This is a genomic window from Streptomyces sp. NPDC058773 (genome assembly GCF_042746015.1).
In the GTDB taxonomy this organism is placed as follows: Bacteria; Actinomycetota; Actinomycetes; order Streptomycetales; family Streptomycetaceae; genus Streptomyces.
The window spans coordinates 34,899-60,341 of record NZ_JBHYPE010000004.1 but is presented as its reverse complement, the minus strand read 5'-3'; the positions used below and the strand labels follow the sequence as shown (position 1 = coordinate 60,341).

The window sequence follows — 25,443 nt, the reverse complement described above, 5'->3', positions numbered from 1 at the left end:
CGGTGACCTGCGGACGGGCGGTGACGCGTCCCGTACCCGCCCACCCCCCGAAGGGGGGTGGGCAGCGGGGAAAAACTGACCGGCGGAAAACCGGCCCAGTAGCGAGCGGCAGCTCCAGGGCCTGTGGTGACCGTCAGCTCCCCGCCCGGTAGTGGCGTCAGCTCTTGGCCGGGCCGAAGGCCGGGATGACCGAGCCGTCCTTGTACTTGTCCTCGATGAACTTCTTGACCTCGGGGGAGTTCAGGAGCTTGGCCAGCTTCTTGATCCGCGGGTCGTTCTCGTTGCCCTTCTTGACGGCGAGGAAGTTGGCGTACGGGTTGTCCTTCGCCTTCTCCAGGGCCAGCGCGTCCTTGGAGGGCTTGAGGTGGGCGCCGATGGCGAAGTTGCCGTTGATGATCGCGGCGTCGACGTCGTCGATGCGCGGCGCGGTCTGCGCGGCCTCCAGCTCGGTGATCTTGATGCCCTTGTCGTCCTTGACGTCGGTCAGCTTGGCGTCGGAGCCGACACCGGGCTTGAGGGTGATCACGCCGTTGTCGGCGAGCAGCTTGAGCGCCCGGCCCTCGTTGGAGGGGTCGTTCGGGACCGAGACGGTGCTGCCGGACTTGAGGTCGGAAAGCTTATCGATCTTCTTGGAGTAGACGCCCAGCGGCTCGATGAGCACGTTCTGGACGGGCACGATGTGCGTGCCGTTCTCCTTGTTGAAGGTGTCGAGGAACGGCTTGTGCTGGAAGAAGTTGGCGTCGACCTGGCCGTCGTCGGTGACCTTGTTCGGGATCTTGTAGTCGTTGAACGGCTTGACGACGAGCTTGAGGCCTTCCTTCTCCGCGAGCTCGTTCTTGACGAAGTCGAGGATGGTGCCGTGCGGCGTGGGGCTCGCGGCGACGACGAGCGGGGCGTTCTTGTCGCCCTTGTCGCTGCCGGCGGTGGTGTCGGAGGGGGCGCTGCAGGCGCTCGCGCCGAGCGCGACGGCGGATGCGGCGGCGACGGCCACGGTGATCTTGACGGTGTTACGCACGAAGAGTGCCTCTTTCTTGTTCCCACGCGGGGTTGCGCGCGATGTCCGCCCGGCAAAGGGTCCGGGCTCGGGGGTGGAGCGGGTGGCTCCGGGTCAGGCCGCCTCGGTGACGACGGCCGGCTCCTCGGTGCGGGTGCGGCGCAGGCCGACGCGCAGCGAGGAGGCACGGGTTCCGCGGCGGGCGAGCCGGCGGACGATGAGGTCACCGAGCAGCTGGACGAGGGTGACGAGGACGATCAGCTCCACGACGGTGGTGATCATCAGCGAGGTCTCGTACTGCTGGTAGCCGTAGGTGTAGGCGAGATTGCCCAGTCCGCCGCCGCCGACCGCGCCGGCGATCGCGGAGTAGCCGATCAGCTGGATGACGGTGGTGGTGACGGCCGCGACCAGTGCGGGCAGGGCCTGCGGGAGCAGCACCTTGAACACGATGGTCCAGGTGCCGCCGCCCATCGCCTGGGCGGCCTCGACCAGACCGTGGTCGACCTCGCGCAGCGCGGCCTCCACCAGCCGGGCGAAGAACGGGATGGCGGCGATGGCGAGCGGGACCACCGCGCCGGTCGGGCCGATGGAGACCCCGACGACGAGCCGGGTGAACGGGATCAGCACGACGATCAGGATCAGGAACGGGAAGGACCGTCCGACGTTCACGACCGCGCCGAGGACCTTGTTCACGACGACGTTCTGCAGGATGGCGCCGCGGTCGGTCAGGTGCAGCAGGACACCGGCGGGGACGCCGATGAGCACCGCGTAGAACGTCGACCACCACACCATGAAGAGGGTGTCGAGCGTGTTGTCGTACAGCAGCGGCTGCATCTCGTTCCAGGTCACTTGGCACCTTCCTTCTGCAGTACGGCGGCGGGCTCCGGGATGGCCGGCCGGTCGGCGGCGGCCGCGGCGACGCTGCCGTCGACGTCGGCCACGTCCACCTGGAGACCCTGCTCGCGCAGGAAGCCGATGGGCACGACGTTCTCCTCGAAGCGGCCGGGGAGCTCGATGCGCATCCGGCCGATCTGCTTGCCGCCGACGGTGTCCATGGCGGCGCCGAGGATCGATATGTCGACGTTGTAGGTGCGCGACAGCTCGGAGATCACCGGGCGGGTGGCCGCCGAGCCGTGGAAGGTGATGTCGACGACGGTGCGGTCGTCGGCCGAGGGCTCGCCGCCGACCGGGAACAGCTCCCGGGCCAGCTCGGAGCCGGGTGTGGCGAGGAGTTCGGCGACGGTGCCCTGCTCGACGACACGGCCGTTCTTCATCAGCGCGGCGGAGTCGCAGATCGTCTTGACCACGTCCATCTCGTGCGTGATGAGCACGATGGTCAGGCCCAGCTTGCGGTTGAGGTCACGCAGCAGCTGGAGGATGGAGCGGGTGGTCTCCGGGTCCAGGGCGCTGGTGGCCTCGTCGGACAGCAGCACCTTGGGGTCGCCGGCCAGCGCGCGGGCGATGCCGACGCGCTGCTTCTGACCGCCGGAGAGCTGGGCGGGGTAGGCGTGGGCCTTGTCGGCGAGGCCGACCAGGTCCAGCAGTTCCAGGGCCTTGCGGGAGCGCTCGCGGCGGTCGACCTTGAGGATCTCCAGCGGCAGTTCGACGTTGTCCTGCACGGTGCGCGAGGACAGCAGGTTGAAGTGCTGGAAGACCATGCCGATGTGGCTGCGCGCGGCCCGGAGCCCGGCGCTGGCGCGCTTGCCGCGTCCGGCGACGGACGTCAGTTCCTGGCCGGCGACGGTGACCGTGCCGGAGGTGGGGCGCTCCAGGAGGTTGAGGCAGCGGATGAGGGTGGACTTGCCGGCGCCGCTCTGGCCGATGACGCCGTACACCTCGCCCTCTCGGACGTGCAGATCGACGCCGTCCAGGGCGGTGACTTCGCGGTCTCCGGAACGGTAGACCTTGGTCAGGCCCGTTGTGGTGATCACTAGGGAATTTCCGTCACTGTCGAGTGCTCGGCGGCTCGCGCCGGGCACGGGGCATTCTTGCGAGTGCGGCAGAGGGGAACCGGGAGCGGCGGCGGGCGCGGGGCCCGGCTCAGGGTTCCGGTGACGCGGGGCGGCCGGGGGCGTCGGGACTCCGACGTACGGCTCATGGCGGGGTCTCGCTTCGGGGCGCGAGGCTCAGGCGGGGGCCCTCAGCGGTCACACATTCGACACATGCAACGAGCACCGGGCGTCTGGTACGCCTCGGTCGCAGGGGTGCGGTAGCTCGTCGTGGTCATGAACGGCAGTAAACCAGACAGCGGTGCGGACCGATCAAGCCAGTCCGCATGGCGGACAGGCCCGACCGGTCCGTGGACAGCGCCCTAGCCGACGACGGTGATCTCCACCGCTTCGGCCGTGGCCTGCGCCGATACCGCCGAGAGGTCGGGGACCACGACATCCGCCGCCAGCTCCTCGGCCCGGTGGGTTGTGGTCAACGCCACGGTCGTCATCCCCGCGGCGCGGCCCGCCGCCAGTCCGACCGGAGCGTCCTCGAAGACCACACAGCGGGCCGGGTCCACCCCCAGCCGTGCGGCGGCCAGCAGGAACGGCTCGGGGTCCGGCTTGCCCCGGCTGATGTCATCGGCGCTGACCAGGTTCTTCGGCCTGATCCCGGAGTGTTCGAGGCGGGCCTCGGCCAGCCGGCGGGCGGCCGAGGTGACCACGGCCCACCGCTCGGCGGGCAGGCTCGCCAGCAGGGCCAGGGTGCCGGGCAGCGCCACCGTTCCCGCGGCGTCCTCGACCTCCAGGTGCTCGATCCGGGCCAGCGCCTCCGGTACGACGTCCGCGGGCAGCAGATCCGCGATGATCTCCGCCGCCGGACGGCCGTGCATCGGAACCCCGGCGAAGTCCTCCGCGGTCAGCCCGTACTCCCCCGCCCACTTGGTCCAGCAGCGGTTCACGGACTCCAGGGAGGAGATGAGAGTGCCGTCGTTGTCGAAGAGGAGGGCCTCGGCGATGATCTTCATACTTCCCGAGCGTACGGACCACGGTGGGGCCGGACGCCGCCGCCCTCCCGCCGCCGATTAGCATCCCCTCATGCCCCACATCCCCACTGCGCGCCGCCGCACCGCCCGGAGGTCCCGGTGATCGACGCGCTGACGGTCACGCTCGCGGTGACCGCGCTCGCCCTCGCCGCCTGGTGCGGCTTCGCGGCCTTCCGTGACCAGCCCACCAAGGACTGGCACTTCATCGGCATGGGCCTGGTGTCGCTGCTCGGCATCGTCCAACTGGTCGTTGCCGTCGTTCAGTTGTCCCGCGGGGTGTCGCCGGACAAGGGCACCGCGCTCTTCGTCTCGTATCTGCTGGGGGCGGCGGCCTGTGTGCCGGCGACCGGCTTCATGTCGCTCTCGGAGCGCACCCGCTGGGGTTCGGCCACGGTCGCGGCGGGCGCCGTGGTGCTCGCCGTCCTGGAAGTGCGGCTGTTCGACATCTGGGGAGGCGGCAGTGCCTGAGTCCACCGGGACCACCCGGCCCGCGGAAGGCGGCGCCACGGAAGGCGGCCCGGCCCGGCGCTCGCTGGGCAGCGGCCCCGGCCGGCTGCTGGTCGCGCTCTACGGCATCTTCACCGTCGCGGCCGCCTCCCGCTCGCTCTACCAGCTCCTCGCCCAGTTCGACCGGGCACCACTGGCGTACGGCCTCTCGGCGGTCTCCGCGGTGGTCTACGGGTTCATCACCTTCTCGCTGGTGCGCGGCGGCGAGGGCGCCCGCCGGGCCGCGCTCGCCTGCTGCGCGCTGGAACTGGTCGGGGTACTGGGCGTCGGCACCTGGACGCTGCTGGACCCGTCCGCGTTCCCGGACGCCACGGTCTGGTCGGACTACGGCATGGGCTACCTCTTCATCCCCGTCGCGCTGCCCGTCACCGGACTGATGTGGCTGCGCCGGGCGCGTACGGAGGCGCCGACGGCCTGAGGCCACCCCATGGGCGCGCTGCGCCATCCGGGTGAAGACCTGGGCCACTCCTCGCTCCTGCCCCGGTGCCCTGTCTCACTGGATTCCGACCGGTGTGCACGGGTGCGCCGGCGCGGGAACGGAGCGGAATCATGCCGATCAGTCCGAACCAGGGTTCCACCGGCGGCGGTTTCGCGGCGACCCTCACCGGCACCGGTCTCACCGGAGCCACCACGGTCCGCTTCGGGAGCAAAGCGGCCACCATCACAGCCACTTCACCCACCTCGGTCTCGGTGATCGCTCCCTCGGGAGCCGGCGTGGTCGATGCCACGGTGACGACCCCGGCGGGCACCAGCACCCCGGTGCCCTTCTATTACGTGCTCCCGCCCGTGATCCTCGACGTCTCGCCGTCGTCCGGTCCGCTGGCGGGCGGCGGCACGGTCACCGTCACCGGACGCAATCTGACCACCGCCACGTCCGTGCTGTTCGGGGACACGGCCGTGGTGCCGACGGTGCTGTCCGACAGTGCGCTCACCGCCGTCGGCCCGGCCCACGCGGAGGGTGCGGTGTCCCTGGTCGTCGTCGCGCAGGGCGGCACGGACACGGCGTCCGGCACGTTCGCCTTCGTGGACACCCCGACCGTCACCGGCTTCAGCCCGCTGACCGGGCTGCCCGCGGGCGGCACACTGGTCGACCTCACGGGCACCGGGCTGGCGACGACCACCGGCGTGACCTTCGGCGCCGTACCGGCGGCGTTCGCCGTCCTGTCCGACAACAGGGTCGCGGCCGTCGCGCCCAGCCAGTCCCCCGGCGCGGTCAGCATCTCGCTCACCACCACGGGCGGCAGCGCCACGGCGCCGGGGACCTTCCTTTATCTGCTCTGACGAGCATCTGGCCTGGCGGGTAAGGGGGCTGACGGGTGTCCGGCCCGGCGACGAGGACGGCGGCGGGCCCGCCCCGACCGGGGCGGGCCCATATGCGGCGCTATGTCCGGGCGACGAGTTCCCCGGCCCCCGCCGGCTGGGGCGCTTCCTTCTCCAGTGTGATCACGCTCAGCCGGGGCGTGAGCTGCTCCGTGCCCACGGGCAGATAGCCGTGACCGCGGTAGAGCCGCAGATTGCCCTCGCTGCGGTGGCCGGTGACCAGTTGGTAGCGGGTGGCCGAGCGCTCGGCCACCAGCCGGCCCTCGACCGCGTCGAGCAGCCGTCCGCCCAGGCCGTGCCGCTGCATCCGCGGGTGCACGATGAGCTTGGCTATCCTCCCGGTGCCGTCCGCGTCAACCGTGCCGCGCACGGATCCGACCACCTCCTCGCCGAGCCGGGCCACCACGACGCAGCCCTCGCCGAGTTCGGCGCGCAGCGCCGCCAGCGTCTGGGTGAGCGGCTCGATGCCGTAGTCGTCGTAGAGCGCGGCTTCCTGCTGGTAGCAGAGGTACTGGAGTTTGAGGATCTGCTCGGCGTCCTGGTCGGTCGCCGCAGAGATGGTCACACTCGTGCCCATGCGCGTGGTCTCCCCTATTCGGTTCGTGGCCCGGACGCGCTGAGGGTGAGAGGGGTGCGCCCGGAACGATCTGCCCTGACGGACGGTGCCGTGGGGTACCCGGCGCCGCCTTGGCGTCGCTGACACCGCCTCTTCCGGAATCCCCGGTGAACGGCGGCGGCAATCTTCACCGCGAGCATTCTGCGCAGGCAATTGGGGCAAGCGGAACGGACCGGCGCCCGGCTCGCCTGTGACATTCCCAACTCAGATGAGAATGCGGGGAGCCGGCGCCGGTCCGGACGGCCGGGACCGCCGCGCGGCGGTCGTGGGCCGGGTCAGCGCTTGCGGAACTCCGCGGCGGCCAGCAGCGCGGTGTCGGGATTGTCGGAGAACAGGCCGTCGATACCGGTCTTGAAGTACGCCCGGAACACCCCGAGGGCGTCGCCGTAGGCGTTGGGGTCGGTTCCGCGGCGGTGGTCGGCCGGCAGGAAGCTGTTCTCGTTGCGGACGGTGTACGGGTGCAGGACCAGTCCGGCGGCGTGGGCGTCCTCGACCACGGACGTGGGCTCGCCGAGCTTGCCGTCCTTGTCCCGCGGGATGATCACGGTCAGGTCCGGGCCGATGCCCTGGGCGAAGCCGGCCAGCCACTTCAGGCCCTCGGGCGTGACCAGATCGGCGACCTTGCGCGGGTCACCCGCCTCGACGAAGTCCCAGGGCCGGGAGTCGAGCGTGGAGAGCAGGACGACCTTGGGGCAGTCCACGAGCCGGCCCAGGCGCTGGATGCTGCCGGGCTCGAAGGACTGCAGGAAGTTCGGGGAGTTCCGGCGGTGCCGGCCGTGCGCGCGCAGCGCCTTGGCCACCCGCTCCTCCAGGCCGAGGCCCAGTTTGCGGAAGTAGGTGGGGTGCTTGGTCTCGATGTGCAGCCATACGGGACGGCCCCGCTTGTGGCCCTCGCGCTCGGCCCACCGCAGCACCTCCTCGAAGCTCGGCACCTGCCACACCCCGTCGTAGAGGGTGTTGTGCTGCCGGGTGCCCGGTATACGTTCCTTGGCCCGCAGGGTCTTGAGTTCGGCGAGCGTGAAGTCCTCGGTGAACCAGCCGGTCAGCTTCACCCCGTCCACGGTCTTGGTGGTCTTGCGGTCCGCGAACTCGGGGTGCGCCGAGACATCGGTGGTGGCGGTGATGTCGTTCTCGTGGCGGCAGACCAGATGCCCGTCCTTGGTGGGGACGAGGTCCTGCTCGATGACGTCCGCGCCCATGTCGAGGGCGAGTTGGTAGGAGCCGAAGGTGTGCTCGGGGCGGTAGCCGCTGGCGCCACGGTGCCCTACGACCAGCGGTACCGGCAGGCCACGGGGCACCCCGGTCCGCTCGGCCGCGCCCGCCTGGCCGGCTCCGCCGAACACCGCCGCTCCCGCGCCGAGGGCCGCGGCCCCCAGCACCGTCCGCCGTCCCGGCTGCTGCCGCTTCTGCATGCGCACGCTCCTTGTCTGAGGCATTCGCTGGTGTTCCAGGTACTTCCGGTGCTTCCGGGTGCTTCCGGGTGTTTTCCGGTGTGCGGTGAGGCGTGTTGCACACCGGCCCGTGGAACCCGGCCGATCGTAGGCACGGACGGGTCACACCGGGGAGCCGGACGACGACATCGGGGGGAAGATGGTGGTAACAGACGTCAACGGTGCGTATCGGCCTCGTGAACCCGATGTGCGCGCGGGAGTGACCCGCGAGTATGGTCCTTGGCTGCAGAGCTCTGCGCCTGCTTGACGTTGACCAGCCACGACCCGGAGGGCCCGTTGTCCCGCATTGTGCTGAAGGCGATTCTCGGATTCGTCATGCGTGTCCTGTACCGCCCGAAGGTCGAGGGCGTGGACCGCATTCCGGCGACCGGGCCGGTGATCCTGGCCGGCAATCACGTCACCTTCATCGACTCGCTGTTCCTGAGCCTGGTGGTCAAGCGCCCGGTGTACTTCATCGGCAAGGACGAGTACGTCACCGGCAAGGGCCTCAAGGGCCGCGCGATGGCCTGGTTCTTCTCCAGCGCCGGCATGATCCCGGTGGACCGGGACGGCGGACACGGCGGGGTCGCGGCGCTGATGACCGGCCGCCGGGTCCTGGAGGAGGGCAGCGTCTTCGGCATCTACCCCGAGGGCACCCGCTCCCCCGACGGCCGTCTCTACCGCGGCCGTACGGGCATCGCCCGGCTCACGCTGATGACCGGTGCGCCCGTCGTCCCGTTCGCGATGATCGGCACCGACAAGGTGCAGCCCGGCGGCAAGGGCCGCCCGCACATCGCCCCGGTGACGGTGCGCTTCGGTGAGCCGCTGGACTTCTCCCGTTACGACGGCATGGACCGCGACCGCTATGTCCTGCGCGCCGTCACCGACGAGGTGATGAGCGACGTCATGGAGCTGTCCGGCCAGGAGTACGTCGACATGTACGCCACCAAGGCCAGGGCCGCCTGACCCGTCCGCACCGCGCCGGGCCCCATCCGTTCGCCGGATGGGGCCCGTTGTGTGTGCGCTCCCGTGGGACAGGCGGGTCAGCAGGGCACCCGGAAGCCGCCGGGGGCGCGCTGGCCCTCGGCGCCGCCGGTCAGCGCCGTACGCAGCGCGGCCTCGGGCCGCGGCACCACGCTGCCGTCGGGCTGGAGCAGTTGCTGGCGCTGGGTGATGGTGCCGGTGCGGGCGCCGGGCACGTTCGCGTTCTTGACCGCCACCCGGTTCAACGGGGCGGGCTTCAGCTGCTTCTTGGTGCGGACGAAGGAGACGAAGCTCTCGAAGTCGCGGGTGTGCCGCACCGGTGCGGTGAACCCGGTGAAGGCGCTGAAGCCGTCCTGGTTGATGAGGGTGTAGGAGGGGGCGGCGAGCCGGTAGCTGCGGGCCAGGTCGAGGGCGGTGCCGTCGATGAACACCTCGGCCGGGTCGATCCGCCGGCCGACCGCGCCCGCCGCGTCGAAGGTGTAGCGGACATTGGCGGAGACGGCCAGCGGTGAGAAGCCGAGGCCGCCGCCGGCGGTCGGTGCCCACTGCTCCTCCAGGGCGTCGTGCAGCTGCCGCCCGGTGACGGTGACGGTCATGATCGGGTCGCCGAAGCCGACGGAGTTCCAGGCCTGCGCGAAGGTGACGGTGCCGTCCGTCGCCTCGTCCCGGATCAGGTCCCCGGCGATCACGGCCTGCCCGACGCGCGGCGCGACCGCGATGACGGCGAGGTCCGCGGGGGTGTTGGGGTGGCCGGCGGGGTCGGCGGTCGGGTCGAGCGGCTGCCGGCCCGCCCACAGGGCCCAGTCGGCGACGAGGTTGCCCATGGTGCTCTCCCCCACCGCGTTGCGCCGCCGGGTGAACGAGGCGGTCTGGCTGCCGAGGCGGCTGCGGGCGCGCCGGCTGCCGAAGTCCGCCCAGTAGCCGGCGATCGACTTGAGGTCCGGGTCCGGGGTCACGTCCCGGGTGTTGGGGTGGTTCCTGGTGGTGGTCAGCTCCCGGATCACCGCTCCGGTGTCCGGGTCGAGGCGCAGATTGATCTCGTTGATGATCTGGCCGTAGCAGCCGGCCTCGACGAACGGCCGGGGCACGCCGTCGGGGTCGGGCAGCATCATGGTGAAGGCGCAGTGCCAGTGGCCGGTGACGATGGCGTCGATGTCCGGAGAGACCCGCAGCGCCAGTTCGTAGGCGGGCCCGGAGGGGTTGCTGCCGCTGGAGAAGTCGCTGCCGGCCACCGCGCCGTCGTGCATGCTGAGCACGATCGCCCGCACCCCGCGGGACTTGAGCTCGGCCGCGCAGCGGTTGGCGGTCTCCAGTTCGTCGAGGGTGCGCAGGCCCGGCTGGTAGGAGCCGGGGAAGGACTCGGTGCCGATGGCGGTGAGATGGATGAAGCCGACCGGCAGCCGGCGGCCGCCGCCGGCGTCCACGTACTCGATGTTGTACGGCGGCAGCACGGTCTCGCCGTTGGCGTGCCAGACCAGGTTGGCGCTGTAGTAGGGGAACTGCGCGCCGCGGAAGCGGCGGCCGGTGGAGTCCGGGAAGGCGTCGTCGCGGCCGACGACCGGAAAGCTGTCGCCGTCCTCCATGTGCGACATGAGGAACTTCGCGGACTTGTCGAACTCGTGGTTGCCGGCCGAGGCAAAGTCCAGGCCCATCGCGTTCAGCGCCTCGATGGTGGGTTCGTCGGCGAAGGTGGCGGCGTCGAACTCCCAGCCGGAGAAGAGGTCGCCGGGCGCGAAGAAGAGGGAGTTGCGGTGGCCGGAGCGCAGCCGCTCCAGGTGGGCCGCCATATAGGCCACGCCGCCGACGGTGTAGGTCTTCCCGCCCGCGCCGGTGATGATCGAGTGGGCACCGGGGGCGCCCTGCAGATAGCCGTGCAGATCGGTGATGTTGAGGAGCTGGACGTCGACGTATTCGTCGGCGGTGGCCGCGTCGCGGGCGTGGCCGGTGGCGTAGGCGTTGCTGCCGATGGCGCTCGCGGTGGCCAGGGCCCCCGCGGCGGTGAAGAAGGAGCGTCGTCCGATGTCGCGCACTGCGTCACTCTCCTGAGCGGGCCGTCCGTGAGGGGACGACGGGAGAGTCAGGCAAGCCGCTCGGGACGGCCGGTCACGGTGGTGCGTACCGGGCGTGAACGGGCGGGGGACAGTCGCCCCCGGGGCGTGTCCCGTTGATCATGCGGGTGCCCGGCACCGTGATCCACGGGACACGCCCTGGGGCGCGGTGTGTGCCCGCCGTCCGGCGGATCGGCCGTAGGGCTTACGGGCGTTCCGCCGGGCCGCCGGCCGCCGGGCCGGACCCGTGTCCCGGCTCCGCGCCGGCCGTGGCGAGCGGCGCGGGGCCGGCCGGGGCCGGGCTGTGCCCCAGCTCCTGGCCGCGGAGCAGGAACCACGCGGCCACCGCGGCGGACAGCAGGACCACCGCGCCCACTCCGGCCGCGACGTCGATCCCCGCCACGAAGGAGTCCTGTGCGGCCTTGAGCAGCGCCGCGCCCTGGTCGGCGGGGAGTTGGCCGGCCGTCTCGACGGCGCCGCCGAGCGATTCGCGGGCGGCTTCGGTGGCGGCCCCCGGGACCCCCGGCGGCGCGGCGAAGCCCCGGTAGATGCCGGTCACGATGGAGCCGAGCAGGGCGATGCCGAGCGCGGCGCCCAGTTCGTAGGCCGTCTCGGAGACCGCGGAGGCGGCGCCCGCCTCCTCCTTGGGGACGCTGCCGAGGATCACATCGGCGGTGACGGTGAAGGAGAAACCGGCGCCGACGCCGACGACGAAGAGGATGACGCAGAGCGCGGCGGTGCCGGTGTCGGCGTGCAGCGTGGTGCAGCCGACCAGGGAGAGCCCGACCACGGCGAGGCCGCCTGCCACCACGATCCGTACGGACAGCCGCCGGGCCACCCAGCCGGCCGCCAGACCGGCGCCCACCGCGCCGACCGCGGCCGGGAGTTCGACGAGCCCGGCGTTCAGCGGCGAGCGCAGCTGCACCATCTGGAGGAACTGGGAGAGAAAGAAGACCAGCCCGGACAGCCCGAGGATGGTCAGCAGATCGGCCAGGACCGCCCCGGAGAACCCCCGGTGGTGGAAGAGCTTCATGTTCAGCAGCGGCGAGGGGAGGGTGAGCTGCCGGCGGACGAACACGAACAGGGTGAGCAGCCCGATGACGGCGGCCAGCGCGATGTCCCAGCGGAAGCCGTGCACCGCCGCTTCCTTGATGGCGTAGACGACACCGACGATGCCCACCAGGGCCAGCAGGACGCTGGGGATGTCCCAGGGGCCGGGGTCCGGATTGCGGGACTCCGGGATGACCTTGGCGCCGACGGCCACCAGCAGCGCCATCACCGGCAGGTTGATCAGGAAGACCGAACCCCACCAGAAGTGCCCCAGCAGGAATCCGCCGAGGACGGGTCCGACGGCCATACCGGCGGAGGCCATGGCGCCCCAGATGCCGATCGCGAGACTGCGTTCCCTGGGGTCGTGGAAGAGGTTGCGGATCAGCGCCAGCGTGGACGGCATCAGCGTCGCACCGGCCACGCCCTGGAGCGCACGGGCCAGGATCATCATCTCGGGCGTGCTCGCGTACGCGGCGAGCACCGACATCGCGCCGAAGCCGACGGAGCCCAGCAGCAGCAGTTTCTTGCGGCCGATGCGGTCGCCGAGGCTGCCCATGGAGACCAGCAGTCCGGCGATCACGAAGGAGTAGATGTCACCGATCCACAGCAGCTGGGTCCCGGAGGGCTGGAGGTCCTCGCTGAGGAAGGGGGTGGCGAGGCCGAGGACGGTGGCGTCGACGCCGACCAGCAGGACGGCGAGGACGAGGACGGCGAGCGCGAGCCAGCGGCCCGGTCGGGGCTGATCGTCGACATGGGCCGAGCGCGCCGGTCCGGTGGCTATGGTCCCGGTCATTTTTCCATGCTCCGTCGGATGCCGCCGAGCAGCAGCTCGGCGATCGAATGGTGGAGGTCGTTGCGGGCGACCCGGCCTTCGTGCACGGCCCAGGCGCCGGCGCCGAGCAGCCCGTAGAAGGCCTCGGTGAGCCAGGCGGCGCCCAGGTCGATGCGGAAGTCGCCCTCTTCCTGGCCGCGCCGGAAGAGGGCGGCGAGGCGGGCGTCGAGTTCCTCCCAGCCGGCGTTGATCTCGCCGTCCTCGAAGAGCTGGTTCTCGGTGAAGAGAAACGCCAGGACGGCGGCGACGGGTTCGGCCGCGGCGATCAGCCGGCGCAGCGCGTCGGCGGCGTCCCCCTCGTCCAGCCGGGCCGCGTCCATCGCCTGCCCGAACTGGGCGATGCCGTGCTCCTCCAGCGCTCTGATCAGGGCGTCCCGCCCGGCGAAGTGCCGGTGCAGGGTCGCGCGGCTGATGCCCGCGGCGCGGGCGATCTCGTCCATCGGTGTCGAGGCCCGCCGCGTGAGCAGCGCGGCGGCTTCTTTCAGTACGTGTTCACGGTCCACGGCCATGAGACATACAATAACCGAATGAGACATCAGCGTCTCATCGAGGTGTCCCCACGCACACGACGGCGGCCCGCCCCCGGTCTCTCCCGGGTGCGGGCCGCCGTCGCAGATCGCTGCGGGCTAGGTCAGCTCGGTGGCCTTCTTGGCCGTCGCCCACTCCTGCTGCCGGACCAGATCGGCCCGTACCTCGGCGAGCTGGACCGCCACCGCGGAGGGCGCGGTGCCGCCGCGGCCGCTGCGCGAGGCGAGCGCGCCGGGGACGTTGAGGACGCCGCGGACCTCGGGGGTCAGATGCGGCGAGATCTTCGCGAACTGCTCGTCGGTGAGCTGGTCCAGCTCGATGCCGTGCGCCTCGCACTCCTTGACGCACTCGCCCGCGACCTCGTGCGCCACCCGGAACGGCACACCCTGCTTGACCAGCCACTCCGCGATGTCGGTGGCCAGCGAGAAGCCGGCCGGGGCCAGCTCCTCCATGCGCTCGCGGTTAACGGTCAGGGTGGCCATCATCCCGGTGAACGCCGGGAGCAGCACCTCCAGTTGGTCGCAGGAGTCGAAGACCGGCTCCTTGTCCTCCTGGAGGTCGCGGTTGTAGGCGAGCGGGAGGGCCTTGAGCGTGGCCAGCAGCCCGGTCAGGTTGCCGATGAGGCGCCCCGACTTGCCCCGCGCCAGTTCGGCGATGTCCGGGTTCTTCTTCTGCGGCATGATCGACGAGCCGGTCGAGAAGGCGTCGTGGAGCGTGACGAAGGAGAACTCCTTCGTGTTCCAGAGGATGACCTCCTCGGCGATCCGGGAGAGGTTGACCCCGATCATCGCCGTGATGAAGGCGAATTCCGCGACGAAGTCACGGGAGGCCGTGCCGTCGATGGAGTTGCCGGCCGAGCCGTGCTCGAAGCCGAGGTCAGCGGCGACCGCCTCCGGGTCCAGGCCGAGCGAGGAACCGGCCAGCGCGCCCGAGCCGTACGGGGAGACGGCGGTGCGGTCGTCCCACTGCCGCAGCCGCTCCGCGTCCCGGGACAGCGACTGCACATGCGCCAGCACATGGTGGGCGAAGAGCACCGGCTGGGCGTGCTGGAGGTGGGTACGGCCCGGCATCGCCACGTCCGGGTGGGTCTCGGCGAGGCCGGTCAGCGCCTCCTGGAGGTCGGCGATCAGCCCGCCGATGATCCGGGCGTGGTCCCGCAGATACATCCGGAAGAGCGTGGCGACCTGGTCGTTACGGGACCGGCCGGCCCGCAGCTTGCCGCCGAGGTCCGGGCCGAGCCGCTCCAGCAGCCCGCGCTCCAGTGCGGTGTGCACGTCCTCGTCGGCGACGGTGCCCGTGAACGAGCCGTCGGCGACATCCGCCGCCAGCTGGTCGAGTCCGGCGAGCATCCGGGTCAGCTCGTCCTCGGTGAGCAGGCCCGCCTTGTGCAGCACCCGGGCGTGCGCCCGTGAGCCCGCGATGTCGTACGGGGCCAGTCGCCAGTCGAAGTGGACGGACGCCGACAGCTGGGCCAGCGCCTCTGCCGGACCGTCGGCGAACCGGCCGCCCCAGAGCCGGACGTCACCGCTGTTGCTGCTCACTGCTGCTCCTCAAGGCTGCTGTGGTGTACGAACACCTCCCTGCCGCGAGGGCGGGGAGGCGGTCGTTTCACGAAGGTAACGAGACGGGCTCAGGCCAGGTCGCGCTTGGCCGCGATCTTGCTCGACATCCCGAAGAGCTCGATGAAGCCCTTGGAGAGCGACTGGTCGAAGGTGTCGCCGGTGTCGTACGTCGCGAGGTTGAAGTCGTACAGAGACTGGTCGGACTTCCGGCCGGTGACGACCGCACGGCCGCCGTGCAGGGTCATCCGGATGTCGCCGCTGACCTGCTGGTTGGCCTCGTTGATAAAGCCTTCCAGGGCCCGCTTGAGCGGCGAGAACCACAGGCCGTCGTAAACCAGCTCGCCCCAGCGCTGCTCGACCTGCCGCTTGTAGCGGGCCAGTTCGCGCTCGACGGTGACGTTCTCCAGCTCCTGGTGCGCGGTGATCAGCGCGATGGCGCCGGGCGCCTCGTACACCTCGCGGGACTTGATGCCCACCAGCCGGTCCTCGACCATGTCGATCCGGCCGATGCCCTGGGCGCCGGCCCGCTCGTTGAGCTGCTGGATGGCCTGCAGCACGGTGACGGGCTTGCCGTCGAGGGCGACCGGGACACCCTCCTTGAAGGTGATGACGACCTCGTCGGCCTCGCGCTGGACGGCCGGGTTCTCGGTGTACTCGTACACGTCCTCGATCGGCGCGTTCCAGATGTCCTCCAGGAAGCCGGTCTCCACGGCCCGCCCGAAGACGTTCTGGTCGATGGAGTACGGCGACTTCTTGGTGGTCGCGATCGGGAGGTTCTTCTCCTCGCAGAAGGCGATCGCCTTGTCCCGGGTCATCGCGTAGTCACGGACCGGGGCGATGCACTTCAGGTCGGGGGCGAGGGAGGAGATGCCGGCCTCGAAGCGGACCTGGTCGTTGCCCTTGCCGGTGCAGCCGTGGGCCACGGTGGTGGCGCCGTGCTTCTTGGCGGCGGCCACCAGGTGCTTGACGATGGTCGGCCGGGAGAGCGCCGAGACCAGCGGGTAGCGGTCCATGTACAGGGCGTTGGCCTTGATCGCCGGGAGGCAGTACTCGTCGGCGAACTCGTTCTTGGCGTCCGCGACCTCGGCCTCGACCGCACCGCAGTCGAGCGCACGCTTACGGATGACGTCCAGGTCCTCGCCGCCCTGGCCGACGTCCACGGCAACGGCGATGACCTCGGCGCCCGTCTCCTCGGCGATCCAGCCGATACAGACAGAGGTGTCCAGGCCGCCCGAGTAGGCGAGTACGACGCGCTCGGTCACGGGTTTCTCCTTACGGTGCATTCGCTGATGGGTATAAGTATGCACTCCACCGTATGTTTCGTCAACGCGTCGATGAATGCGCAGGTCAGCGGCGGGGCGGCGGCGTGGCGCGACGCCTCAGGAGCCCTCCTGGAGCACCTCGATCAGCACGTTCACATGACTCACGGACACCTCCTTGGTGGCCGTCAGCAGGGTCAGCGGCCCCTGCGCGGCCCGCTCCCGCAGCCCGTCCAGCGCCGGCCGGACCTCCTCCCGCGCCAGCTCCGCGCGATACCGCTCGGCGAACTCGGCGAACCGCGGTTCCTCGTGGTGGAACCAGCGCCGCAGCTCCGACGACGGCGCCACGTCCTTGCACCACTCGGTGAGCCGGGCGTCCTCCTTTGACAGCCCCCGCGGCCACAGCCGGTCGACCAGCACCCGCGCCCCGTCCGCCGGCTCCGGCGCCTCGTACACCCGGCGCACCCGGAGACCGTTCTTCGGCGACATTTCACCCATAAGACCATCGAACCATGACAGCCGGGGCCCCGCCGTGAGCCCGGGAGGGCGCCTGCGAGCACCCGCTTTGGATTCAGGGCCGGGGACAGGGTATTTTTCTTCTGCACGCCCCGGCCGGGAGTTCTCCGGCCGGCGCATGAGCACCGGGACGTGGCGCAGCTTGGTAGCGCACTTGACTGGGGGTCAAGGGGTCGCAGGTTCAAATCCTGTCGTCCCGACGGTGCAGTAAGGGCTTCGAGCCCAGGTCAGGGCCTTGTTCCCGCTTCGGCGGGGACAAGGCCCTTGATCGTTTTCTGTGGCAGGCCGGCTACTCGCGAGGCTCGGCGTAGTAGTCGGCCAGCATCTCCGACGGCCAGACGGGTTCGCGTACGTCGCCCTGCGGGCCCATCACGGTGAACCACGGCTTGATGTCCAGCACCGGTGTGCCGTCCACGGCATCCAGGGCTTCCACGTGGAGATCCAGGCCGTCCACCCGGACCAGACGGCACCGGGAGACGCCCAGCCAGTTCATCCGGCGCATGTTGCGGTGGGCGAAGCTGCCGCCCGCGGGCCAGTCGGGGTTGCCGCGGGGGTGCCGGGATTCGGGTGGCAGATCGGTGGGGTCGGTCAGATGGAAGCGGAAGACGACCTCCAGGTGGGAGAAGGCCTCCAGGCCGACGACCGACTCCTCGGTGAACTGCTCCGGGTCGATACGGATGACGGAGCGGGTGCCGCCCCAGTAGTCGTCCGTGGGCTCGATACGGCCCCCCACCACGTGGGCGACGGGCACGACCGTGAATTCCTCTGTCATGGGGCGGAACTCCTCGGGGAGGGAGCGGGAAGGGGATGGGCGGTCGGCCGGTAGGACGTATGTCCGTGCACGCCCCGGGGTCACGGAAGCGGCAGCCCCACCAGCATCACCGCGAACACCGGGGAGTCCGGGAACGGCTGGTCCTCGCCCACCTTCCGGTACCCCCAGGACTCGTACAGGGCCTGGACCTTGGGGTGCGTCACGTCCACCAGCAGCGCCGCGAGGTCCGCGTCCCCGGCGCCCATCAGCGCCCGGTGCAGCCGCTCGGACGTGCCCGTCTTCCGCCACCGCTCGCGCACCATCAGTTCCGAGAAGTGGAAGGTGCGGCTCTTCTCCGGCACAGGGTCCAGATGCTCACGCCACCATTCGCGGCCTTCGCGTCCGGGGGCTCCGTAGGCGAAGCCCACCACCTCGTTGTTGTCGTACGCGATCACGCAGGAGAACTCGGGGTGTCCGCCCCAGTGGTCGACGAACCAGGGAAAGCGCTGGTTGAACTCCTCCTCCATCTCCGCCTTGTAGACGTCGTCGTGCACGTCGAGCAGCGTCTGCCGGATCTCGGGCAGGTCGTCGTGGCTGTAGTGGCGCAGCTTCAGGGCGGAGGTCATCAGGTGTGGCTCCATTCTGATCGGTAGCGGTCCTGCCACTCGCGCGCGGTGTTGGCGTCCGGCGAAAGCATGATCAAATCGCGGTGGAATTCTCCGAGAAGGGAACGCATCCGGCCCGGCAGGGGGGTGCCGTCCATCAGCGCGAACACCTTCTCCGTGGTGCCGCACGCCTGGTCGATGTCACGCTGGTGCAGCTGCGCGTGTGCGAGCCGGAGCGTGGCCAGAGCGCGGTTCCGGCGGAACTGCTGCGGGATGGCCGCCAGGGCACGGTGTGACGCAGCCTCGGCCCCGGCAGCGTCACCGATGTGGTCCCGGACGATCGCCGTGATGGCCAGCAGTTCGGCACGGCCATAGAAGTCCATCCAAACCGGCCGAGGAACGCCCTCCGGGGCCTTGGCCAGAGCGTCTTCCGCGTACCCCAGTGACCGCAGGGCGCCTCGCCGGTCCTGGAGGTGGGACTGCCCGATGGCTGTTCGTGCATGAGCCAGCGAGGCGAACAGCGGGTCGCGCCGAGTGATGCGGGTCGCCAGGGCAGCCTGGGCCGCACTCACGGCTTGTGTGTGGTCCTGCTGTTGACCTGCGGCCATGGCGTGCAGATTCCATACATCCAGTTCCGCGATGGAGTCCTGTGCCATCCCGGACAGGTAGAGGGCGCGGTTCAGGTGCCCCATGGCCTGACGGGCGCTGTGTGCGTCCAGCAACGACCAGGCGGCTGCCGTCGTGTATTCGGCGGCCACGCTGAAGAGCCGCTGCCGGATGCGCTGGGACGCCGCCCGCTTCTGCAATTCCAGCGCTTCGGCGGCACCCGCCAAGGCGGCCCGCTCCAGGGCCTCGTGCCCGCCTTTGGCGGCGTCCAGGACGGTCAGGGCGTCCATGCCGCTACGGAGGCGGATCACGTCGGAGGTGCCGACCGCGTACGGCCGGGCCACGACCAGGGGCACGACGGCGGCCGTTGTTCCGGTGGCGGCGGTGAGGAAGTGCCTGCGACGCACGGGATCCTCCGTCCTGTGGGGGCTACGTCTGCCCGCCGGAGGAGCAAAGCCCAACTCCTCGGCACTACATTCGAATATTGCTTCCAAGGCTTCCCGCTGCCGAGGGTGCGGCCACCGCGTCTTTCCGGTCAGCCAGTGGCGCACGGTGCGGTCGCTGACGGTGCCCGCCCGGCCGAGCGACCGCAGGTAGTCGTTCACCGCCTCAGCCAACTCGGCCTGGGTTAAGCCCGCGTCTCCGAGGGCGTCGGCAAGACTCTCGTTCGCCTTCACGCCTGCACCGTATCCAGATCGCGCGCGCCGCCGTCCCGTACGGCGGCGAAATTTCCGGTCCGTCGTACGGCACGCGGCAGCGGAATTTCCGTACGACATATGACAGCCCGTCGTTGGATGCGTACAGGGCGTCGCCGGCCGGGACGGTCGGCGGCCCTAAGGAGAGAAGCCCGCCGTCACCCTCGGCTTCAGGGAAGCGGGCCGCACCTCATAACCCACCACCGACGAGGTCCTGATGACCATGACCGCATCCCGCCCCACCGGACACCCCGGATACAGCGAAACGCTGCCGCGCAGACCCGAGAGCGTGGCCACCGCCCGCCGCCTGGTGCGGACCGCGCTGGCGGCCTGGGGCATGGAGGAACTGGCCGGCGACGGTGCCTTGGTGGTCTCCGAGTTGGTGACCAACGCCGTGCAGCACGCGCGGAGCGAGGCGATCCGACTGGTCGTCAGCCGGCCCGGTCCGGCGACGGTGCGGATCGGGGTGGTGGACAAGTCCAAGGCCCCTCCCCGACCCCGCCGGAAAGGGAGTGAGGGCGTCAGTGGGCGCGGCCTCGTGCTCGTGACGGCGCTGTCGGATGACTGGGGCACTGACCCGCTCCCGTGGGGCAAGCGGGTCTGGAGCGAACTGCGCAGGAAGGACGGCCGGTGAACGGCACGAGGAAGCCCTGGGTCGGTGATCTGGTCCACGACGAGGATGCCGACCGGACCGGCATCGTCAGCGATGTGCGCGACGGCGTCTACGTACTGCGGCCGGACAACGGGCCGGGCGAATGGCTCTGCCACGCCCCAGGCCGACTGACAGTGATGGTTCCTCGTGAAGAACGGCGCGACGGCTGAGCGCGGCGCCGTGCCGCCCCGGCGAGGAAGGACCCGCGCGGGGCGGCCGGGCTCGCGGCCGGCCTCGTGACCGTGGGCTACGGCACCGGCGGCACCGGCCCCGACAGATCGCGCTGGTCCGACACGTCACGCCGGTCCGACAGGTCCCGCTGGTGCGGAATCACGATCTCTTCCGGCTTCTGAAGCGCCACGGTGCGTGCCGGGGAGGGAATCCGGATGCCCTCGTCCCGGTAGCGCCGGTGGAGGCGCTTGATGAACTCGTGCTTGATCCGGTACTGGTCGCTGAACTCGCCGACGCCCAGGATCACCGTGAAGCCGATCCGGGAGTCGGCGAAGGTGTGGAAGCGGACGGCCGGTTCGTGGTCGGGGTCGCCGCCGTCGACGTCCTTCATCACGTCCCCGATGACCTCGGTGGTGACGCGCTCGACATGGTCGAGGTCGCTGTCGTAGGCAACGCCCACCTGCACCAGGATCGTCAACTTCTGTTCCGGGCGGGTGAAGTTGGTCATGTTGGTGCCCGCCAGCTGGGTGTTGGGGATGATCACCAGGTTGTTGGAGAGCTGACGCACCACGGTGTTACGCCAGTTGACGTCCACGACATAGCCCTCCTCGCCGCTGCTGAGCCGGATGTAGTCACCGGGCTGCACGGTCTTCGAGGCGAGGATGTGCACGCCCGCGAAGAGGTTGGCCAGGGTGTCCTGCAGCGCCAGGGCGACGGCGAGGCCGCCCACGCCCAGCGCGGTCAGGAGCGGGGCGATGGAGATACCCAGGGTCTGCAGGACCACCAGGAAGCCCATCGCCAGCACGATGATGCGGGTGATGTTGGCGAAGATGGTGGCCGAGCCGGCGACGCCGGACCGGGACTGTGCCAGGGACCGCACCACATTGGTGATCACCCGGGCCGCGGTGAGCGTGCCGACCAGGATGAGCAGCACCATCAGCGACCGGTTGACGGTGCGTCCGACCGTCTCCGTCAGCGGCAGCGCCGCGGCCGCCGCCGCCAGGCCGCCGGTGACCGCCGCCCAGGGCACCACCGCCCGCAGCACGTCCACGAGGATGTCGTCCCCGCTCCACCGGGTTTTGAGGGCGTGTTTGCCCAGCCATCGCAGGGCCACCCGCATCAACAGGCCGGCCACGATGCCGGCGGCGAGTGCGGCACCGGCGACGATCAGGTCGTGGAGTGTCACCGCGCGGTTCACCGGCCGGCTCCTCCCGCAACCGGAAGGAGCGGACGTGCTATGTGCCGGATGTGATGTCTCGTCACCATGCCACCTGCTTGTCTCTAGGGCTGTGAAGGCGCCGGGACATCCGTGGACGTCCCGGCGCGAACTGCCATCCTGCCGTATGCGGTTCGGCAGGGAGAGAGTGGCTCGGGTGGATGCTCCGCACCACCGCCGCCCGGGGCGCGGCGCGGCGCTCCGGGGCGGAACGGGATGCCCCGGGGAGCGCGTGGGGAGCGGTCAGTGCGCCTTCTGCGCCAGCCGCAGCAGATGGTCGGCGAGCGCCTGGCCGCCCGCCGGGTCACGGCTGATCAGCATCAGGGTGTCGTCGCCGGCGATGGTGCCGAGGATGTCGTGGAGTTCGGCCTGGTCGATGGCGGAGGCCAGGAACTGGGCGGCGCCCGGCGGGGTGCGCAGGACCACGAGGTTGGCGGAGGCCTCGGCGGAGATGAGGAGTTCGCCGGAGAGGCGGCGCATCCGCTCCTCCTTGGCGGACTCGCCCAGCGGCGCCCGCGGCTTGCGGTCGCCGCCCTCGCTGGGCACCGCGTAGATGAGCTCACCACCGGTGTTGCGGATCTTCACCGCGCCCAGTTCGTCCAGATCGCGGGAGAGCGTCGCCTGGGTGACGGACAGTCCGTCGTCGGCGAGCAGCTTGGCGAGCTGGCTCTGGGAGCGGACCGGCAGCCGGTTGAGGATGTCCACGATCCGGCGGTGGCGGGCGGTGCGGGTCTGCGGTACGGCCTGGCCGCCGTTCTGCAGCTCGTTGTCCTGCGGCTCGGTCATCGTTGTCGTCAGTCTCCGGCTCGTCGTTCCCCGTCGGCCCCTTGGCGGGCCGTGGTGAGGACGCCGGGCAGCTTCCGGAGGAACTCCTCCGCTTCCTCGTCGGTGAGGATCAGCGGCGGGGCGAGCCGGATGACGTCCGGCGCGACCGCGTTCACCAGGAGGCCCGCGTCCTGAGCCGCCTGCTGCACCTGCGGCGCGAGCGACTCCGTCAAGACGATACCCAGGAGCAGCCCCGCACCGCGGACCTGATCGACCAAGGGGTGCCCCAGGGCCTCGGTCCCGGCGCGCAGCCGTTCGCCGACGCGCTTGACGTTGTCCAGGATGCCGTCCGCCTCGATGGTGTCCAGTACGGCGAGGGCGGCGGCGCAGACGACCGGGTTGCCGCTGAACGTCGAGCCGTGCGAACCGGGCGTGAGCAGGTCGGCGGCCGGGCCGAAGGCCAGCGTCGCGCCGATCGGCAGTCCGCCGCCGAGGCCCTTGGCGAGGGTGACGAGGTCCGCCTCGACGCCCTGGGCGGTGGATTCCAGCCACTGTCCGGTCCGGCCGATGCCGGTCTGGATCTCGTCGAGGACGAGCAGGGTGCCGGTGGCCGCGGTGATCTCGCGGGCCGCCTGAAGGTAGCCGGGCGGCGGGACGATGACGCCGTTCTCGCCCTGGACGGGCTCCAGGATGACGAAGGCGGTGTCGGTGGTGACGGCGGCGCGCAGGGCGTCCGCGTCCCCGTACGGGACGTAGTCGACGTCGCCGGGCAGCGGGGCGAACGGGGCCTGCTTGGCGGGCTGCCCGGTGAGTGCGAGGGCGCCCATGGTGCGGCCGTGGAAGCCGCCCGCGGTGGAGACCATGTGGGTGCGCCCGGTCAGCCGGCCGATCTTGAAGGCGGCCTCGTTGGCCTCGGCGCCGGAGTTGGAGAAGTAGACCCGGCCGGGGCGTCCGGCCAGCGCGAGCAGCCGCTCGGCGAGGGTCACGGTGGGCTCGGCGACGAAGAAGTTGGAGACATGGCCGAGGGTGGCGACCTGGTCGGAGACCGCGCGGACGACCGCGGGGTGGGCGTGCCCGAGGGAGTTGACCGCGATGCCGCCGAGGAAGTCGAGGTACGCGTTGCCGTCGGCGTCCCAGACGGTTGCGCCCTCTCCGCGGACCAGCGGGACGCGCGGGGTGCCGAAGTTGGCCATCATGGCGCCCTGCCAACGGCCGGTGAGGCCCGCGTTGGTCGCCGGTCCGTGGGTGTGTGCCACGTCGGTCATGTCGCCCCCTCGATGGTGTTCGCGTCCGGCACGACCATGGTGCCGATGCCTTCGTCGGTGAAGATCTCCAGCAGGATCGAGTGCTGGACCCGCCCGTCGATGACCCGGGCGGTGTGCACGCCGTTGCGCACGGCGTGCAGACAGCCCCGCATCTTGGGGACCATGCCGCTGGCCAGGTCGGGCAGCAGCTTCTCCAGTTCGGTGGCGGTGAGGCGGGAGATCACCTCGTCGCTGTTCGGCCAGTCCTCGTAGAGGCCCTCGACGTCGGTGAGCACCATCAGCGTCTCGGCACCGAGCGCGGCGGCCAGGGCGGCCGCTGCGGTGTCGGCGTTGACGTTGAAGACCGCCGAGGCGTCCTCCTCGTCGCTGCTGCGGGCGATGGAGGAGATGACCGGGATCCGGCCGTCCTCCAGGAGCGCCTGGACCGCGCCGGGGTCGATGGCGGTGATCTCGCCGACCCGGCCGATGTCCACCTGCTCGCCGTCGATCTGCGCGTAGTGCTTGGTCGCGGCCATCAGGTGGGCGTCCTCGCCGGTCATGCCGACGGCGAGCGGGCCGTGCTCGTTGAGCAGTCCGACAAGTTCGCGCTGCACCTGGCCGGCCAGCACCATCCGTACGACGTTCATCGCCTCGGGCGTGGTGACCCGCAGACCGCCCTTGAACTCCGACTCCAGCCCGAGCAGGTCCAGTTGGGCGCTGATCTGCGGGCCGCCGCCGTGCACGACGACGGGGCGCAGTCCGGCGTGCCGCAGGAAGACCACGTCCTGGGCGAAGGCGCGCTTGAGCTCCTCGTCGACCATGGCGTTGCCGCCGAACTTGATGACGACGGTCTTGCCGTGGTGACGGGTGAGCCAGGGCAGCGCCTCGATGAGCGTGCGGGCCTTGGGGAGTGCGGTGTGCTTGCGTGCGTTCATGAGGAGTACGCGCTGTTCTCGTGGACGTAGTCGGCGGTGAGGTCGTTGGCCCAGATGACCGCGGACTCGGTGCCGGCGGCGAGGTCGGCGGTGATGCGGACCTCCCGGTAGCGCATGTCGACCAGCTCGCGGTCCTCGCCGACGGCGCCGTTCTTGCAGACCCAGACGCCGTTGATGGCGACGTTCAGCTGGTCGGGTTCGAAGACGGCGGAGGTGGTGCCGATGGCGGAGAGCACCCGGCCCCAGTTGGGGTCCTCGCCGTGGATGGCGCACTTGAGGAGGTTGTTCCGGGCGATGGAGCGCCCGACCTCGACGGCGTCGTCCTCGCTGGCCGCGCCCACGACCTCGATCCTGATGTCCTTGCTGGCGCCCTCGGCGTCGCCGATGAGCTGGCGGGCGAGGTCGTCGCAGACGGCGCGCACCGCCTCGGCGAAGTCAGCGGCGGCCGGTACGACGCCGGAGGCGCCGGAGGCCAGCAGCAGCACCGTGTCGTTGGTCGACATACAGCCGTCGGAGTCGACCCGGTCGAAGGTGGTGCGGGTCGCGGCCCGCAGCGCCGTGTCGAGGCCGGCGGAGGGCACATCGGCGTCGGTGGTCAGCACGACGAGCATGGTGGCCAGGCCGGGGGCCAGCATGCCGGCGCCCTTGGCCATACCGCCGACCGTCCAGCCGTCCCGGGTGACGACGGCGGTCTTGTGCACGCTGTCGGTGGTCTTGATGGCGATGGCGGCCTTCTCGCCGCCGTGCGGGCTGAGTTGGGCGACGGCCTTGTCGACGCCGGGCAGCAGCTTGTCCATCGGCAGCGGCACGCCGATCAGGCCGGTCGAGCACACGGCGATCATGCCCGCGTTGTGCCCGCCGGTCTCGTCGTACCCCGCGGTGTTCAGCGAGGCGGCGACCTTCTCCGCGGTGGCGTGGGTGTCCTGGAAGCCCTTCGGCCCCGTACAGGCGTTGGCGCCGCCGGAGTTGAGGACGACGGCGGACAGCTCGCCGCTCTTGAGCACCTGTTCCGACCAGAGCACCGGCGCCGCCTTGACGCGGTTGGCGGTGAAGACGCCGGCGGCGGCGCTCCGGGGACCGGTGTTCACCACGAGGGCGAGGTCCGGGCTGCCGCCCTCCTTGATCCCGGCGGCGATGCCCGCCGCCGTGAATCCCTGTGCTGCCGTCACGCTCACTGCTCGTC

At 70.7% G+C, this 25,443-nt stretch carries 26 protein-coding genes and 1 tRNA gene; 7 read left to right on the top strand and 20 right to left on the bottom strand.

Going from position 1 to position 25,443, the window contains the following annotated elements; genetic code table 11:
- Positions 1-157: 157 nt before the first annotated feature.
- From ACFW5B_RS05030 to ACFW5B_RS05015, 4 genes are all read right to left on the bottom strand, one after another.
- Positions 158-1,015 carry a MetQ/NlpA family ABC transporter substrate-binding protein gene (locus ACFW5B_RS05030; RefSeq protein ID WP_386433410.1) on the bottom strand — a complete coding sequence of 286 codons (858 nt, stop codon included), beginning with the start codon at positions 1,013-1,015 and terminating at the stop codon, positions 158-160.
- 93 nt (positions 1,016-1,108) lie between these two features.
- Entirely contained in the window at positions 1,109-1,843 is a 735-nt protein-coding gene (locus ACFW5B_RS05025; protein WP_386433408.1) for a methionine ABC transporter permease, read from the bottom strand.
- On the bottom strand, positions 1,840-2,925 hold the full coding sequence (locus ACFW5B_RS05020; RefSeq protein WP_386433405.1) for a methionine ABC transporter ATP-binding protein: 1,086 nt from the start codon (positions 2,923-2,925) through the stop codon (positions 1,840-1,842). The genes ACFW5B_RS05025 and ACFW5B_RS05020 overlap by 4 nt, the downstream gene beginning before the upstream one ends.
- 380 nt (positions 2,926-3,305) lie before the next feature.
- Complete coding sequence (locus tag ACFW5B_RS05015; protein ID WP_386433402.1) at positions 3,306-3,950, bottom strand: HAD family hydrolase; 645 nt, start codon at positions 3,948-3,950, stop codon at positions 3,306-3,308.
- Positions 3,951-4,067: 117 nt separating this feature from the next.
- On the opposite strand from ACFW5B_RS05015, the gene ACFW5B_RS05010 reads away from it, so the two are divergent.
- The 3 genes from ACFW5B_RS05010 to ACFW5B_RS05000 all read left to right on the top strand — a co-directional run bounded on the left by ACFW5B_RS05010 (position 4,068) and on the right by ACFW5B_RS05000 (position 5,756).
- A complete protein-coding gene (locus tag ACFW5B_RS05010) occupies positions 4,068-4,436 on the top strand; it encodes a hypothetical protein (protein ID WP_386433399.1) in 369 nt (122 codons plus the stop codon).
- Positions 4,429-4,893 (top strand): hypothetical protein, encoded by a 465-nt coding sequence (locus ACFW5B_RS05005; RefSeq protein WP_386433396.1) that lies wholly within the window; start codon positions 4,429-4,431, stop codon positions 4,891-4,893. The genes ACFW5B_RS05010 and ACFW5B_RS05005 overlap by 8 nt, the downstream gene beginning before the upstream one ends.
- Before the next feature lie 131 nt (positions 4,894-5,024).
- Entirely contained in the window at positions 5,025-5,756 is a 732-nt protein-coding gene (locus tag ACFW5B_RS05000; protein ID WP_386433393.1) for an IPT/TIG domain-containing protein, read from the top strand.
- A gap of 100 nt (positions 5,757-5,856) precedes the next feature.
- On the opposite strand, the gene ACFW5B_RS04995 is transcribed toward ACFW5B_RS05000, so the two are convergent.
- Complete coding sequence (locus ACFW5B_RS04995) at positions 5,857-6,498, bottom strand: GNAT family N-acetyltransferase (protein WP_386433390.1); 642 nt, start codon at positions 6,496-6,498, stop codon at positions 5,857-5,859.
- A gap of 188 nt (positions 6,499-6,686) precedes the next feature.
- Entirely contained in the window at positions 6,687-7,823 is a 1,137-nt protein-coding gene (locus ACFW5B_RS04990) for a glycerophosphodiester phosphodiesterase (RefSeq protein ID WP_386433387.1), read from the bottom strand.
- Positions 7,824-8,138: 315 nt separating this feature from the next.
- Here ACFW5B_RS04990 and ACFW5B_RS04985 point away from each other — a divergent pair, with 315 nt between their 5' ends.
- A complete protein-coding gene (locus ACFW5B_RS04985; protein WP_386433384.1) occupies positions 8,139-8,807 on the top strand; it encodes a lysophospholipid acyltransferase family protein in 669 nt (222 codons plus the stop codon).
- A gap of 77 nt (positions 8,808-8,884) precedes the next feature.
- Here the strand turns inward: ACFW5B_RS04985 and ACFW5B_RS04980 are convergent, their stop codons facing one another.
- From ACFW5B_RS04980 to ACFW5B_RS04955, 6 genes are all read right to left on the bottom strand, one after another.
- Entirely contained in the window at positions 8,885-10,855 is a 1,971-nt protein-coding gene (locus ACFW5B_RS04980) for a bifunctional metallophosphatase/5'-nucleotidase (RefSeq protein ID WP_386433381.1), read from the bottom strand.
- A 223-nt stretch (positions 10,856-11,078) separates the two neighbouring features.
- Positions 11,079-12,716, bottom strand: a complete 1,638-nt coding sequence (locus ACFW5B_RS04975) for an MFS transporter (protein WP_386433378.1) — start codon at positions 12,714-12,716, stop codon at positions 11,079-11,081.
- Complete coding sequence (locus ACFW5B_RS04970) at positions 12,713-13,264, bottom strand: TetR/AcrR family transcriptional regulator (protein WP_386433375.1); 552 nt, start codon at positions 13,262-13,264, stop codon at positions 12,713-12,715. The genes ACFW5B_RS04975 and ACFW5B_RS04970 overlap by 4 nt, the downstream gene beginning before the upstream one ends.
- Positions 13,265-13,381: 117 nt before the next feature.
- Complete coding sequence (gene argH / locus ACFW5B_RS04965) at positions 13,382-14,824, bottom strand: argininosuccinate lyase (protein ID WP_386433372.1); 1,443 nt, start codon at positions 14,822-14,824, stop codon at positions 13,382-13,384.
- A gap of 89 nt (positions 14,825-14,913) precedes the next feature.
- Positions 14,914-16,107 carry an argininosuccinate synthase gene (locus ACFW5B_RS04960; protein WP_386433369.1) on the bottom strand — a complete coding sequence of 398 codons (1,194 nt, stop codon included), beginning with the start codon at positions 16,105-16,107 and terminating at the stop codon, positions 14,914-14,916.
- Positions 16,108-16,224: 117 nt separating this feature from the next.
- Positions 16,225-16,602 carry a DUF488 domain-containing protein gene (locus tag ACFW5B_RS04955; RefSeq protein WP_386433366.1) on the bottom strand — a complete coding sequence of 126 codons (378 nt, stop codon included), beginning with the start codon at positions 16,600-16,602 and terminating at the stop codon, positions 16,225-16,227.
- Between the two features lie 144 nt (positions 16,603-16,746).
- On the opposite strand from ACFW5B_RS04955, the gene ACFW5B_RS04950 reads away from it, so the two are divergent.
- A tRNA-Pro gene (locus ACFW5B_RS04950) sits at positions 16,747-16,820 on the top strand.
- Between the two features lie 89 nt (positions 16,821-16,909).
- Here ACFW5B_RS04950 and ACFW5B_RS04945 read toward each other — a convergent pair.
- The 3 genes from ACFW5B_RS04945 to ACFW5B_RS04935 form a co-directional block, all read right to left on the bottom strand.
- A complete protein-coding gene (locus ACFW5B_RS04945; protein ID WP_386433363.1) occupies positions 16,910-17,392 on the bottom strand; it encodes an SAM-dependent methyltransferase in 483 nt (160 codons plus the stop codon).
- Positions 17,393-17,472: 80 nt separating this feature from the next.
- Positions 17,473-17,997: a GNAT family N-acetyltransferase gene (locus ACFW5B_RS04940; protein WP_386433360.1), complete on the bottom strand. Its 525-nt coding sequence runs from the start codon at positions 17,995-17,997 to the stop codon at positions 17,473-17,475.
- Positions 17,997-19,259 carry an XRE family transcriptional regulator gene (locus ACFW5B_RS04935; RefSeq protein ID WP_386433357.1) on the bottom strand — a complete coding sequence of 421 codons (1,263 nt, stop codon included), beginning with the start codon at positions 19,257-19,259 and terminating at the stop codon, positions 17,997-17,999. Before ACFW5B_RS04935 ends, ACFW5B_RS04940 begins: the two co-directional genes overlap by 1 nt.
- 235 nt (positions 19,260-19,494) lie before the next feature.
- Between ACFW5B_RS04935 and ACFW5B_RS04930 the strand changes: the two genes are divergently transcribed.
- Both ACFW5B_RS04930 and ACFW5B_RS04925 read left to right on the top strand, forming a co-directional pair.
- Positions 19,495-19,911 (top strand): ATP-binding protein, encoded by a 417-nt coding sequence (locus ACFW5B_RS04930; RefSeq protein WP_386433354.1) that lies wholly within the window; start codon positions 19,495-19,497, stop codon positions 19,909-19,911.
- Positions 19,908-20,099, top strand: a complete 192-nt coding sequence (locus tag ACFW5B_RS04925) for a hypothetical protein (RefSeq protein WP_386433352.1) — start codon at positions 19,908-19,910, stop codon at positions 20,097-20,099. Before ACFW5B_RS04930 ends, ACFW5B_RS04925 begins: the two co-directional genes overlap by 4 nt.
- Before the next feature lie 77 nt (positions 20,100-20,176).
- Here ACFW5B_RS04925 and ACFW5B_RS04920 read toward each other — a convergent pair whose 3' ends face one another.
- The 5 genes from ACFW5B_RS04920 to argJ form a co-directional block, all read right to left on the bottom strand.
- On the bottom strand, positions 20,177-21,298 hold the full coding sequence (locus ACFW5B_RS04920) for a mechanosensitive ion channel family protein (RefSeq protein ID WP_386433349.1): 1,122 nt from the start codon (positions 21,296-21,298) through the stop codon (positions 20,177-20,179).
- A gap of 261 nt (positions 21,299-21,559) precedes the next feature.
- The gene (locus tag ACFW5B_RS04915) at positions 21,560-22,102 is read right to left on the bottom strand and encodes an arginine repressor (protein WP_159747778.1); all 543 of its coding nucleotides are present in this window, start codon (positions 22,100-22,102) and stop codon (positions 21,560-21,562) included.
- Positions 22,103-22,110: 8 nt separating this feature from the next.
- On the bottom strand, positions 22,111-23,346 hold the full coding sequence (locus ACFW5B_RS04910) for an acetylornithine transaminase (protein ID WP_386433346.1): 1,236 nt from the start codon (positions 23,344-23,346) through the stop codon (positions 22,111-22,113).
- Entirely contained in the window at positions 23,343-24,260 is a 918-nt protein-coding gene (argB, locus tag ACFW5B_RS04905; RefSeq protein WP_386433343.1) for an acetylglutamate kinase, read from the bottom strand. The genes ACFW5B_RS04910 and argB overlap by 4 nt, the downstream gene beginning before the upstream one ends.
- Complete coding sequence (argJ, locus tag ACFW5B_RS04900; protein WP_386433340.1) at positions 24,257-25,435, bottom strand: bifunctional glutamate N-acetyltransferase/amino-acid acetyltransferase ArgJ; 1,179 nt, start codon at positions 25,433-25,435, stop codon at positions 24,257-24,259. Before argJ ends, argB begins: the two co-directional genes overlap by 4 nt.
- Positions 25,436-25,443: the final 8 nt, after the last annotated feature.